The following is a 13,619-nucleotide window of genomic DNA, read 5'->3' on the forward strand; positions in this document are numbered from 1 at the left end:
GGCTATATTAGATTGCTTTCACGGCTTCAAGAACGGCTTCAGCATGGCCTTTAACCTTCACCTTGTGCCATACTTCGCGGATCGTGCCTTCACCATCGATCAGGAAGGTGGCGCGTTCGATACCCATATATTCGCGGCCATACAATTTTTTCTGAACCCAGACACCATAATCTTCGATGGTTTTGCCTTCTTCGTCTGATACAAGGCGAACCTTCAGCTCTGATTTGGCGATGAAGTTGTCATGGCGGCGTACGCTGTCTTTCGACATGCCGAGAACCACGGCGCCAGCAGCCTCAAAGTCGCTGATCAATGCAGAAAAATCCTTGGCTTCTGTGGTGCAGCCGGGCGTGCTGTCTTTCGGATAAAAATACAGAACCACCTTTTTGCCCTTGAAGTCGCTCAGCGAAAGGGTCTCGCCGCCATCAGCGGGCAGGGAAAAGGCAGGGGCTTTATCGCCAACGTCAACACTCACGTCTTGTCCTCCGTTTATGGTCTTTGGCCTTGATCATCCCTGATCGGTGGCCGGTAGGGCGTTTGCAGGTTCCTCTATCATAGTTTGGAACAGGCTGTATATGTCTGATTGCCTACGTATCAGCTCAGCCTTTAGATCGTTGAAACTTGACGCGCCTGTCGCGCGGCAAAGCGTGGTTCGAAGCGCCCTTGGTATCGCTTCATCTGCTGAGGGACTGCCCCCCAGGCAAAGGCGAAGCAGGCTCTGGACCTGTTGCATATATTCGTGCCCACCGTGGAGCCTGTCAGCCTGTTCCTTGGTCAGGGCGCCTGATGCGGCAAGACGGCTGATACTTTCGTCAAGTTGCGGGTGGAATATCTCTTTTGCCCGGTTGCCTTCGCGTAGCATCAGATATTGGCAGATGAATTCCATGTCCACGAGCCCGCCACGGGTGTGTTTGATGGCCCACGGGTTGGCTGTGCCGAACTGATCGAACAGTTTGCCGCGCATGTCATTGACGGCGCGCAAGAGCTCATCTGCGTCCCGCGGTGCGGTCAGCACGGATATGATGGTGTCAATAAGCGGTTGGCGCATGCTGTCTGGCGCCAGAATGACACGTGCGCGGGTGAGGGCCATATGTTCCCAGGCCCAGGCGGCGCCGGTGTAATAGTCTGCGAAGGTCTTGAGAGTGACCACCAGAGGCCCTTGGCTACCGGATGGCCTGAGGCGCGTATCCACTTCATAAAGCCGACCTTCGGGCGTCAAGGCCGTGATCGCTGTGATGATATGTTGCCCCAGGCGGGAAAAATACTGGCTTGGCATCAGGGGTTTGTCGCCGTCAGACATGCTGTCCATGTCTGGCACATGATAAAGGAACACCACATCAAGGTCTGATGTATGGGTCAGCTCGCCGCCACCATATTTGCCCATGGCAACAATCGATATGCCGCCGTCCTCGAACCGACCGTGCTTGGCGGCGAATTCTTCCTCCACCCGTTTGGTCAGGGCTTTCAGCGTGATATCAGCAAGGCGGGTCTGAGCCTCGCCGCTTTCCCGAACGCTGGCAAGCGATTCCAGAAGCTGCACACCAATGCGGAAGCGGTGTTCAGCCACAAAGCGGCGCACGATATCAAGGATATCCTGATAGTCGTGCGCGCTATCAAGTAGTTCCTCAAGCTTTTCCCTCAGTTCCTCCTCGCTTTCCAACGGTGCGTAAAAGCCGGGCTCCAGCACGGCGTCCCACAGGTCCGGTTTCTTGCCAAGGGCTTCGGCAAGGGCGGGCGCTAGGCCCATCACCCGTGCCAAAAGCTGAAATAGAGTAGGGTTGGACTGTAGAAGTGAGAAAAGTTGAACACCAGCAGGCAGTTGGGAGATGAACCTATCAAATCGCGTTAAGGCACTTCCAGCGTTTTCCGTACCGGAAAAGGCATCAAGAAGCCCAGGCAGTATCTGTTCCAGCAAGCGTTTGGCGCGTTCCGTCCTCAGTGCCCGGTGTCGGCCGCGGCGCCAGCCTTCAATGACGGCGGCTGAATTTTCTGGGTCATCGAAACCCAGCCTTTCAAGTGTTGCAGGCAGGTCGCCTTCCGAATAGCCGTCGCTCCTTACTGTGTCGTCCTCCGGCAGCAGGGCGTCATAAATGGTGCTGATCGCCTTGGTGTGTTCCATGACGGCGGCCTTGAAGCTGGCTTCATCAGGGTACCCCATGAAGGATACCAGGCAGTCGAACCGATTATCGTCGTCTGGGATATCGTGGGTCTGTTCGTCATTCATCATCTGAATGCGGTGTTCAAGGGTGCGCAGGAACCGGTACCCGTTTGACAAGGTCTTGTGGATCTTGCCGTCAACGATCTGGTCCATCGCCAGCATATCCAGGGCATCAAGCGTGCCCCTGAGCCGGAGCGCGGGGTGCCGGCCAGCGTGCAGTAACTGGTTGATCTGGGTGAAGAATTCAATTTCCCGAATGCCGCCATAGCCGAGCTTAACATTATAGCCCCGGAAGGCCGATTGGGTCTGGCCGTAGTGGCGATTGATCTGGTTCTTGATCGCTGCAATGTCATTGAGGGCCGCGAAATCCATGTTCCGGCGCCAGATCCAGCGTGCCATGGTCTCCAGATAGGCATTGCCGGAAGTCTGGTCGCCTGCAACCACGCGTGCCTTGATCATGGCAGACCGTTCCCAGTTTACGGCCATGGAATGGTAATAGGTTTCGGCGGCTTCAACGGACAGTGCGACCGGTGTTGCGCCCGGGTCAGGCCTGAGGCGTAGGTCTGTACGGAACACATAACCGTGCATCGTGCGGGTTTCCATGATTTGCATCAGTTCCTGCGTCAGCCGGATGAAGCATTGCTTCAGCGTTTTGTTGCCGGTGTAGTGGACCCTTTCGGCGTCATAGAGTGCGATCAGGTCGATGTCAGAAGAATAGTTGAGCTCAAAGGCGCCCAGCTTTCCCATCCCAAGAATGAAGTAGCCGCAATTTTGCGCCAACTTTGGGCTGACGGGCTGCACGTTGCCATTTGGCCAAGCCAGTTCGCCTACTTTCATGCGGGCATGCAAAAGGTGGGCGAGCGAGATTTCAAGTGCAGCATCGGCGAAGCGGCTGAGGGCAGCGGTGACTTGTTCAAGGCTCCACCATCCGGCGACGTCTGCTGCCGCGGTAAGGAACGCTGCGGCACTTTTGCTTTCACGCAGGAAGGCCATAAGGTCTGGTGTTTTCTCGCCTTCCGGTCGCTCCGCTTTGAGGTCCGCCAGAATGGCTTCAAAATGCGCGTCCGGTTCCCCTTTAAGAAAATCTGCCGCGAGTCTGGGTCTGCGGCGAGCAATGCTTGAGAGAAAGCTACTGTGTCCAAAAAGCGCGTTCGCCAGTGCACGGGCGTCTTCGTTTGTTTTGAGCGCAGAATCAGTATCAATCAAAGCTGCCCAAATTTCGTCAGCTTTATCCTGATAATAAGCTTTCGGTAGTGTATGTGTCGGATGTGACATACAGAAGGGCCAACTTTCTGAATTTTTGTTTGCGGACAGACACGAGTGTTCATACCTTGCCTACTCAAATCAAGGGCAATTAAGGCGATCGGACGTCATCTTTGAAAAAGACTTTGGGTTTCATGGGTAGAACCGGCGTGTGGCTTGCTACAGCATCTGTGCTGCTGGCATGCCTTTTGTTTGCGCGCCTTTTGTTTGCTCCCATCGATCTTGGCATCGCCCGCGAGGAACTGATCGAACAAGCCGAAGGCTTCCTGCCCGGCTGGCAGATAGAGTTCGACCAGACGGAAGTTGGGTGGGACTGGCGTAGTGTACGTCCCTGGATATCAATCACCAACCTGCGGCTGACGGATAGGGCCAACCGCATGACTACCCGCGTGCCGCGCGCCCGGGTAGGCGTGACCTTTTCAAGCATTCTTGGCGATGTCGGCCTGTCCTCTGTTGAACTTGAAGCACCGAATGTGCTGATAACAGACCTTGCAGGCTTTTCTGACGCCACTGGGAACGGGTCATTTGCCGACTTGTTCGGCGAAAGCGGCTTCCCAAAACCCGCGGTTTTCCGCCCGGTGACAGAAGCTTTCAGTCGGTTTGCCCGGCGGCTGATGGACCAGGCCCCCGATTTGGACAGTATTATTCTTACCAGTTCCGTCGTTGAGATTGTACGAGGCGAGGAATTCCAGAATGCCCGGTTTTCAGTGCCGCGCCTTGAACTGGCATCAGCAGATGACAAGCTGACACTTGCTGCGCTTGCGGATGTGGTTCTGGGCAACAGGCCGGTGCAGCTTCAGCTTCAGGGAGAGGCAGAGCCGGACGTTGGGGAACTATCTGTCTCTGTGGCATTCAGTCAGATGAAACCAAGTGACCTTAGCTTCCAGGCGACCATGCCGGAAGTGGTTACGTATCTGGATTTCCCGGTAACGCTGGGGCTGGACTTCGAACTGGCTTCGAATGTGGGCCTGAGATCAGCGCGGTTCCATGTCGGAATTGATGAAGGCCTAATCAGTCATCCGGTGCGTTTTCCTGACCCGGCGCCGATCAGCTTTGGCGCGATTGATGGTTACTACGTCGCCTCTGAAGACATGATTGTTGTTGAAGAGCTTTCCTTGCAGGCGGGTGAACGGGAGATAACGGGTAGCGGCGTTCTGCAGTGGTTCGAGGATGCTGATGAACCGAGCGTCAAGTTTCTATTTGAAACGCAGGCCGCGACAATCGCCGAAGTCAAGCGCTATTGGCCGATCGCGACCTATCCGGACGGCAGCCCGAGGGGCGCCCGCGTGTGGGTTGACGACAATATGATCAAGGGGCTTGCACATGACGTGAGCTTCCATGTGGACTGGTCACCAAAAGAAGGCGGTGCCTTTGCCAAAGGCAGTGCTTTCCAGCTGGATTTCGATTTTACAGGTATCGAGACCAGGTACCTGCGGGATATGCCCCCGATTGAGGGTGCTGTGGGCAGCGGCCGCTTGACACATGAAGAGTTTGACATCGCACTGCAAGGTGGATCGGTGCTTGGGATGTCTGTGGCTGGATCGACCGCGCACATGGTCGATATCCATCATCCAGGGGAAGGTATCGGTCGGTTTGATATCAAGCTATCTGGTGCAGTGCCTACGATCATGGACCTGATCTCCTACGATCCGCTTAATGTGCCCCAGAAGATTGACTTTGATCCCGCGCGGGTCGATGGCACGGCCGACGTGGACGTGATAGTGACGCTGCCTCTCGTCAAGGGCGTGCCGAAGGAAGACGTGATCTATACCGTTGAGGCGCAGCTCAGGGAAACATCTGTCGCGGACCTTCTGGGCGGCGAAGGGCTAAGAGAGGGGGCCATGATGCTCCAGCTTGACGGTGACCGACTGTCGCTGGCCGGGGATGGCCGGTTGAATGGCGTACCGATGAGCCTTTACTGGCGGGAAGATTTCGCAGCGGGCAGGGTGAGCGATGATGCCGAAACAACTGAAGTGGTACTCGTTGGCGAGTTTGATGAAAATGATATTCAGGCGTTCGGTATTGATATTTCGGACTTCCTGGCTGGCAAGGCGGTTGGTGAGGCCACATTCATCGGGCGGAATTTCAAGTTCAGCCGGGGCTATTTCACCGCTGATGCCACGGGTGCTGTGTTGAAGGCTTCGCAACTGGCTTGGCAAAAGCCGGCGTCCAGTCCGGCGATGGTAACCGGCACACTAGTGTTCAAAGATGACGGCACTTCGCTGGCGCCCCTGGTAGTTCAGGGAGAGGATGTCGACCTTGTCGCCTCGTTTGATTGGGGCAGTCGCGAAAGCGGCATGATGGATGGTGATTTCACCATCCGGAAAATGGGTAGGCACGAACTAGCCGGTACAGTTGTGCAGCGCCCCAATGTACCAACTCAGGTCAATATTGTGGCTACTGCTTTTGATGCTGGGGTTTTTCTCGAAGGCCTCGACGATGGTCCGGAAAAGCCAAAAGGCACCGCTGAACCCGACGCGGAGAGAGAAGGTAGCGACACAGACATCAAGTTGCTGGCGGACCGGCTTTTGCTGTTGAACGGCGAGACACTGGAGAAGGCTACACTGCAAACGCGGTTCCGCACCGGCGAACCGAAAGAGTTGTCATTTTCCGGATTTGTGCCGGGCACGGAAAAGCAAGTGACGATGACGGTGAGCGAGACTGATGATCCTGCAGGACAGTCTATCACGCTGGCCAGCCCCGATGCTGGGCATATCCTTCGCGGGCTTGGGCTGTTTGCCCACATACGGGACGGCGAACTTAGCATGTCCGGCATGACATCGGGTTGGGGTGATCGGTTGCATATGAAAGGCGAAGCAAAAGTTCGCGATGCTTTGATGGTCTCAAAGGAGAATCTTGGGCCTGGCGTCAAGGAAGGGGTTGTCAGCGGGCTCAACGACTATCTTTCTGATGGGCCTGTGACGCTGGATAAGATTGACGTGCCGTTTGACTATACCAACAGCATATTAGATCTGTCTGGCCTGAAGGCCAACGGCCCGACGATGGGCATGACCATGGAAGGCCAGATTTCCGCGCGGGAAGACAAGATCAACGTGAACGGCGTTTTTGTGCCTGCTTATGGGCTGAACTCGCTTCTTGGCAAAATCCCCATCCTTGGCACGCTGCTGACAGGCGGTGAGGGCAAGGGTGTTTTCGGTGTGTCCTACCGGGTGAAGGGCCAGCTTGAAAACCCTGAGTTCACGATCAACCCAGTATCTGGCATCGCGCCAGGTTTCCTGCGCCTGCTATTTGAGGGCAGGAAGGGTAAGATTTCGGACGTAGAGACACCAGCGCCGCCAGAAGGCGAGGCGCAACCGGCCGGTGGCGGGCCAGGTGAGGAAGCGGCAGAGCCTGAGGCTGAGGAGCCGAGCCCAGTGCCGGAAACGCCACCGTCAGACGAGCCACAGCTTTAGCATCAATAAGAAAGAAGAAACAAAAAAAGCCCCCGCGCATCTATATGGGCGGAGGCTTCTTTGATTTGAGCGCTTGTATTGCTTCTATTCTGCCTTCACAAGCGCGTGGCGCTTCTTGCCGGCGGACAGTTTGATCTGACCATCATTGAGCGCCACAGCCGTGACAGTGTCATCTTCGCTTTCGATTTTGACATCATTCAGCTTGGCGCCGCCCTGTTTGATCAGGCGACGGACTTCGCTTTTCGAACTGCCCAGGCCTGCTTCAATAAACAGATCCACAACATTGTAGCCTGCCTGAAGGGCAGCGGCGGGCACTGAAACAGTCGGCAGATCAGCACCTGCGCCGCCTTTGATAAAGGTTTCACGGGCAGTTGCTTCTGCGGCCCTGGCGGCGTCCTCTCCGCGGCACAGCTTTGTTGCTTCGTTGGCAAGGATCACCTTGGCATCGTTGATCTCAGAGCCGCCCAAAGCTTCAAGACGACGGACTTCGTCCATCGGCAGTTCGGTGAACAGACGCAGGAACTTGCCAACGTCTGCGTCCTGCGTGTTGCGCCAAAACTGCCAGAAGTCATAAGCGGGCAGCTGCTCTTCGTTAAGCCAGATGGCGCCAGAGGCGGTTTTGCCCATCTTCTTGCCGTCTGCCGTTGTAATCAGCGGTGTCGTCAGGCCGAACAGGTGCTTGCCAGCCTTGCGGCGGGCGAGTTCCATTCCGTTGACGATATTGCCCCATTGGTCGGACCCGCCCATCTGCAGCACACAGTCATAGCGGCCTGCCAGTTCCATGAAGTCATAAGCCTGCAGGATCATGTAGTTGAACTCAAGGAACGTCAGTGGCTGTTCGCGCTCAAGGCGAAGCTTCACGCTGTCGAATGTCATCATCCGGTTGATGGTGAAGTGTGGGCCGATCTCGCGCAGGAACGGGATGTAGTGCAGTTCATCCAGCCATTCACCGTTATTGACCATCACGGCATCGCTTGCGCCGTCACCGAATGTCAGCAGCTGGTCAAAGATGGTGCGAATGCCGGCCATATTGTCCTGGATGATCTCTTCGGTCATCAACTGGCGGCTTTCGTCGCGGCCTGATGGGTCGCCGATCTTGGATGTCCCGCCGCCCATCAGAACGATCGGCTTGTGGCCGGTTTTTTGCAGCCAGCGCAGCATCATGATCTGAACGAGACTACCGACATGCAGGCTGCGAGCCGTGCAGTCGAAGCCGATATAAGCTGAAACCGGGCCTTCAGACAGTTTTGCGTCCAATCCTTCCAGGTCGGTTGCCTGGTGGATAAAGTCCCGTTCGGTCAGGACTTGAAGAAATTCCGATTTCAAGTTGGTCATTTATCTGGTCCAAATAGATGGTGTGGCACTAATAAAATTATTTAAGAGCGGGCTGATGTAGCATACGGTGGCGGTAAGGCAAAGCCCCAAGCGGGTGCAAAAGTTCAGGAGACAGGTGTTTTATGTCAGTTTTGGGTGAACCGGGCGAAATCAAATGTGTGATTGGCCTGATGAGCGGGACTTCGATGGACGGCATCGATGCAGCCATGATCTATACAGATGGCGTGCGAATTGAGCGCCTGGGGCCATCCCTGACAATGCCCTATACGCCGGAAATGCGCTCCAAGGTGAAAGAGTGCCTGTCTCTGGCTGCAGGCTGTGCCAGTGCGGAAAACCCGCCCGAAGCCATCAAACAATTGGATGACGACCTTGCGGACTGGCACGCAGAGGCTGTCTTTGAACTTCTGGCTGTCACAGGGCAAACGCCAGATGAGATTGATCTTATCGGATTTCACGGCCAGACGCTGACCCACCGGCCCGACAGGGGCTGGACCTGGCAACTGGGGGACGGTGGCCGTTTGGCGGGCCTGACAGGTATCAAGGTTGTGAATGACTTCCGAACTGCTGATGTCGCGGCCGGCGGCGAAGGCGCGCCGCTGGTGCCGCTTTATCATGCGGCGCTTCTGGCACGCGCGCGGCGCCACAATGTTGTGGCCGTGCTGAATATTGGCGGTGTCGCGAATGTGACATGGGTGCGATTTGGCGCAGAAGGCGGAGACCCCGAGATCATGGCGTTCGACACGGGCCCGGGCAACGCCATGCTGGATGACTGGGCGGAAATCCATACTGGTAAACCGGTGGATACAGACGGCAACCTGGCGGCACGTGGTCTGAGCCATGATGAAGTGGTGATGGGTCTTATGGCATCGCCTTATTTCGATGAGAAACCACCCAAAACACTCGACCGGGATGATTTCAACATTCAGGCAGTCCGCGGCTTGTCCGCAGAAGACGGTGCCGCAACGCTGACAAATTTCGTGGTGGAATCGGTGATCTCTGCGCAGAGTCATTTCCCCAGTCCCCCAGAGGCCTGGTATGTGGCCGGAGGCGGGAGGCACAACCCGACCCTGATGCGACGCCTTCGCAGGCGCATGCCGGTGCTGGTGGACCCGGTGGAAGTGCTGGGCTGGCGGGGTGATGCGCTTGAAGCCGAGGCCTTCGCATTTCTTGCCGCGCGCACGGTGCGCGGATTGGCGCTGAGCCTGCCAAGCACCACAGGATGCAATGAGCCAACCCTTGGGGGCGTTATGCACGAACCCAGAGGGCGGCGGTTGAGGCGCTAGTTAACATTAGTTAACCTTTTTTTGTTATTGGTCTGCTATAAGAACGTCAGTTTCTAATCGGGGGATGGGAGCGTTGCTTGCTGGGTGAAAAAGATTTCCAGAACTTTGTCGCATATTGGCAGTCGCTGGCGGATAGTGCCGGCGATATTCCGTTGCGTTCGGCGATCCAGCTCAAGGATATCCCGAAAGTCGCACCATGCTTCTACCTGTTGCAGTGGCAAGGCCCAGAGGTGATGACGGTCAGGCTTCTTGGAACGGCACTTGATGCCTTCATTCCTGATCTAGGCGTAGGCAGTGATTTCCTTGGCGTTTATCACGGTGAGCAAAAGGATTTCTATACCAAGGCAATGGCCCCGATTTGCTCGCATCCCTGCGGCATGAGCATCACACGTCAGACCACGCTGTCGAATGGTCACAAGGTGGATATACGTGGGGTTGGGCTGCCCGCGCGCGACGAAAATGGCGCAGTAACCTTCCAGCTAGGCCTGACCGATACGCCGGACCGTGATACGCCGCTTGGTTATTCAATTGATCTCCAGCGAAATCATTCCAGGATCGTTGAGTTCGATTATTTTGATATTGGCTATGGTGTCCCCAATGAAAAACCGGCCATTCCGTATGATAACGAAATGGCCGGTTCCTCGACTGGGATGGTCTGAGCGGCTTAGTCGCCGGATGTCAGACGCATGTTCAGATAGTTGTTCACCGATGTCATCAGCTGGTTAAGCTCACTTTCAAAGAAGTGATTGGCCCCCTTGATATTGTCATGATGAATGGTAATGGACTTCTGCGCTTTCAGCTTCTCAACAAGCTTCTGCACTGAAATTGGCGTTACAAGGTCATCCTGGTCAGCCTGGATGATCAGGCCGGACGACGGGCAGGGCGCCAGGAATGAGAAGTCATACAGGTTTGCTGGCGGCGCGACGGAAATGAAGCCCTTGATTTCTGGACGGCGCATCAAAAGCTGCATGCCGATCCAGGCGCCAAAGGAGAAACCGGCAATCCAGGTGCCGGTCGAATTTTCATTCATCGACTGCAGCCAATCCAGCGCGGCTGCCGCGTCGGAAAGCTCGCCGGTACCATTGTCGAATTCGCCCTGACTGCGCCCAACACCGCGGAAATTGAAGCGGAGTGTCGCAAAGCCGCGGTGGGCAAAGGCGTGATACAGATAATAAGTGACCTTATTGTCCATGGTGCCGCCATATTGCGGGTGCGGATGCAGGATCAGCGCTACTGGCGCCGTTTCGGTTTTACCGGGCTGGTATCGGCCTTCAAGGCGGCCAGCTGGTCCACTGAATATGATTTCGGGCATTGACGATCTTTATAAATCTTGTGGTTAATGATGGTTTGTTGGGCACGGGCACCCATCATGTATCCTGATCCCCGTATATAGAGTTTTAGTACCGATTCGCAAGCAATCTCATGCCTTTGGTGAAAAATAGAATTGATCGAGCCCTTTATAGGCCCTATGTGATGGCTCTATGAAGCGCTTAGTTTACCTTGATTATAACGCCACCAGCCCGATCCGGGATGAGGTGATCGACACAGTGACCGCCGCGATGCGCACTGTTGGCAACCCTTCGTCTGTCCATGCGGCGGGTCGGGATGCCCGCGCGCGTGTTGAGGAAGCGCGGACACAGGTAGCGGCAATGGTGAACGCGCGGCCACGGGATGTGGTTTTCACGTCCGGCGGCACGGAAGCCTCGAACACGGTGATTCGGGGCGCGGGGGCCGCATCCATCCTGATTTCTGCGATTGAACATGATTGTGGCTTTGCTGCCGCCAAGGAAAGTGGCCTCCCTGTCTATGTCATTCCGACATCAGATCAGGGTGTGGTTGATATGGGCTCCCTGCAAAGCCTTTTGGCGAAAGCGGAAAAGCCGGCGCTGGTCTCGGTCATGCTTGCGAATAATGAAATGGGCGCGCTGCAGGATGTGGCTGCAATAGCAACTGTTGCCAAGGAGCATGGCGCCCGAATGCATACTGACGCAGTGCAGGCTGCAGGCAAAATATCGCTCGATTTCAAGGCACTGGGTGTCGATTACCTGACGCTGTCTGCTCACAAGCTGGGTGGCCCGCAAGGCGTGGGCGCGATCGTGCTGGGGCCAACGGCACCGCTCAAATCCCTGATCGCGGGGGGCGGGCAGGAACTGTCGCGCCGGTCCGGTACAGAGAATGTCGCCGGTATCGCAGGTTTTGGTACAGGAGCCATGGAAGCCATGGTCGGCCTTGGGGATATGGACCGCATCAAAGGACTTCGTGACAGGCTCGAAAGCGAGATACGGGCAATTGCGAACGATGTGATTGTCGTCGGCAGCGGGGCAGAGAGAATTGCCAACACCAGCTGCCTGATCATGCCGGGCGTAAAGGGCGAAACACAGGTCATGCATTTTGACCTCAATGGCATTTGTGTGTCATCTGGTTCTGCCTGTTCATCAGGCAAGGTGAAGGTCTCGCATGTGTTGACGGCGATGGGGTTTGCGCCCGAGCAGGCCGAATGCTCGATCCGGGTGTCGCTCGGCTACCAAACCACAGAGGCCGATGTCGACGCATTTGTTGCGGCCTGGAAATCCATCTATAGTCGCACGCGGGCAAGATAAGCGCGGGAGACACCGCTTTATGGTGAAAACACCCATCTATCTGGACTATCAGGCCACTACGCCCATGGATGAGCGGGTGCTCGATGCGATGATGCCGTACCTGACAAGCAAGTTCGGCAATCCGCATTCGTCCACGCACCGTTTCGGATGGGAAGCCGAGGCGGCGCTTGATGTTGCGCGCGAGCAGGTTGCGGATGTGATTGGTTCGGAAACGGGCGAAATCTATTTCACTTCTGGTGCCACGGAAGCCAACAATCTGGCGCTTAAGGGCATCATGGATGTCTGGGGCAAGAAGAAACCTCACCTTGTGACCGTGGTGACAGAGCATAAATGTGTGCTGGAAGCAGCCAAGTCTGTGGAAAAGGCAGGATGCCGGGTTACCTACTTGCCGGTGAAGCCCAACGGCCTGATTGACCTGGACCAACTTGCTGAAGCGGTAACAACAGAGACAGCGCTGGTCTCCGTGATGGCTGTCAATAACGAGATAGGCGTCATCCAGCCCATGGCTGAGATTGGTGCTATCTGCCGGGAAAAGGGTGCGCTATTTCATACCGATGCCGCACAGGCTTTCGGCAAGATACAGCTGGACGTGGACGCGATGAACATCGACTTGATGAGCATCTCCGGCCACAAGATATATGGGCCCAAAGGCGTGGGCGCGCTTTACAAGCGTAACGGGCGGCAAACCACGCTAACGCCGCAAATGTCGGGCGGCGGCCAGGAAGGCGGTATCCGCTCAGGTACGCAGGCTCCAGCCTTGGTGGCTGGCTTGGGTGCGGCCGCAGCCTTGTGCAAGGCAGAAATGGCGCAGGAAAAAGACCGACTGGCCAAGATATTGGACCGGCTGAAATCAAAGCTTTTCAAGGCCTTGCCGAATCTTCTTATAAACGGCGATGAAGAGGCGCGCTGGGTCGGCAACCTGAATGTCAGCTTCCCGGGGCTTGATGGCGATCTATTGTTGGCCAATATCCGCTCGCTCGCCGTTTCAAGCGGGGCTGCCTGCGCGTCCGCGGTCAGCGGCCCTTCCTATGTGTTGCAGGCAATCGGGCGGACAGATGCGCAGGCAAAGTCCGCGCTTCGGATCGGGGTTGGCCGCTTCACGACTGATGATGAAATTGATTTTGCCGCAGACACCCTTGTTGGTGCGGTGAATGCTATGGGGGGCCTGAAGCCATGAGCAAGGTGACAGTGACATTCCAACTGCCGAATGGCGAGGAAAAATCTGTCGAGACGGAACCGGGGGTTACGGCGCTTCAGCTTGCCCATGAACTCGGCATTGAGATGGAAGGCGCTTGTGAAGGCAATATGGCATGCTCTACCTGCCATGTGATCGTTGATGAAGAACACTTCGACCGCCTTCCACAAGCCTGTGATGACGAGGAAGAGATGCTCGATCTCGCGCTTGGGCTATCAGCAACATCCCGCCTGGGGTGTCAGGTGGTGATCACTGCAGACCTCGACGGAATAGTCTTCAGGGTGCCCAAAGAACACCGCAATATGATGGGGTTCTAGGAACGGTGCGCTGGTGGGGCTTTGCTGCCCGGCTACAAGAGGACAGTTGAAATCTGTT

At 56.1% G+C, this 13,619-nt stretch carries 10 protein-coding genes; 6 read left to right on the forward strand and 4 right to left on the reverse strand.

The annotated features are described in order from the left end of the window. Positions 1-7: 7 nt before the first annotated feature. Positions 8-472, reverse strand: coding sequence for a thioredoxin-dependent thiol peroxidase (gene bcp, locus KORM41_RS05565; RefSeq protein ID WP_068145775.1), 465 nt, complete (start codon positions 470-472; stop codon positions 8-10). A 33-nt stretch (positions 473-505) separates the two neighbouring features. After that, positions 506-3,430, reverse strand: coding sequence for a bifunctional [glutamine synthetase] adenylyltransferase/[glutamine synthetase]-adenylyl-L-tyrosine phosphorylase (locus KORM41_RS05570; protein WP_068145778.1), 2,925 nt, complete (start codon positions 3,428-3,430; stop codon positions 506-508). Positions 3,431-3,531: 101 nt separating this feature from the next. Between KORM41_RS05570 and KORM41_RS05575 the strand changes: the two genes are divergently transcribed. Beyond that, a complete protein-coding gene (locus tag KORM41_RS05575; RefSeq protein ID WP_156431908.1) occupies positions 3,532-6,831 on the forward strand; it encodes a YhdP family protein in 3,300 nt (1,099 codons plus the stop codon). 84 nt (positions 6,832-6,915) lie between these two features. Here KORM41_RS05575 and tyrS read toward each other — a convergent pair whose 3' ends face one another. Further along, complete coding sequence (tyrS, locus tag KORM41_RS05580) at positions 6,916-8,166, reverse strand: tyrosine--tRNA ligase (RefSeq protein WP_068145785.1); 1,251 nt, start codon at positions 8,164-8,166, stop codon at positions 6,916-6,918. 122 nt (positions 8,167-8,288) lie between these two features. Here tyrS and KORM41_RS05585 point away from each other — a divergent pair, with 122 nt between their 5' ends. Together KORM41_RS05585 and KORM41_RS05590 are read left to right on the forward strand one after the other, a co-directional pair. Beyond that, positions 8,289-9,449, forward strand: a complete 1,161-nt coding sequence (locus tag KORM41_RS05585) for an anhydro-N-acetylmuramic acid kinase (protein ID WP_068145788.1) — start codon at positions 8,289-8,291, stop codon at positions 9,447-9,449. A gap of 77 nt (positions 9,450-9,526) precedes the next feature. Then, positions 9,527-10,108 carry a PAS domain-containing protein gene (locus tag KORM41_RS05590; protein ID WP_068145791.1) on the forward strand — a complete coding sequence of 194 codons (582 nt, stop codon included), beginning with the start codon at positions 9,527-9,529 and terminating at the stop codon, positions 10,106-10,108. Positions 10,109-10,113: 5 nt separating this feature from the next. Here the strand turns inward: KORM41_RS05590 and KORM41_RS05595 are convergent, their stop codons facing one another. Then, positions 10,114-10,761: an alpha/beta hydrolase gene (locus tag KORM41_RS05595; protein ID WP_068145794.1), complete on the reverse strand. Its 648-nt coding sequence runs from the start codon at positions 10,759-10,761 to the stop codon at positions 10,114-10,116. A 169-nt stretch (positions 10,762-10,930) separates the two neighbouring features. Here KORM41_RS05595 and KORM41_RS05600 point away from each other — a divergent pair, with 169 nt between their 5' ends. From KORM41_RS05600 to KORM41_RS05610, 3 genes are read left to right on the forward strand one after another with little or no spacing between them, the layout of a single operon-like run. After that, a complete protein-coding gene (locus KORM41_RS05600) occupies positions 10,931-12,049 on the forward strand; it encodes a cysteine desulfurase family protein (protein ID WP_068145797.1) in 1,119 nt (372 codons plus the stop codon). A 19-nt stretch (positions 12,050-12,068) separates the two neighbouring features. Beyond that, on the forward strand, positions 12,069-13,226 hold the full coding sequence (locus KORM41_RS05605; RefSeq protein ID WP_068145801.1) for a cysteine desulfurase family protein: 1,158 nt from the start codon (positions 12,069-12,071) through the stop codon (positions 13,224-13,226). After that, on the forward strand, positions 13,223-13,561 hold the full coding sequence (locus KORM41_RS05610; RefSeq protein ID WP_068145804.1) for a ferredoxin family 2Fe-2S iron-sulfur cluster binding protein: 339 nt from the start codon (positions 13,223-13,225) through the stop codon (positions 13,559-13,561). Before KORM41_RS05605 ends, KORM41_RS05610 begins: the two co-directional genes overlap by 4 nt. The last annotated feature ends 58 nt before the right edge of the window (positions 13,562-13,619 follow it).

Source organism: Kordiimonas lipolytica, assembly GCF_001550065.1.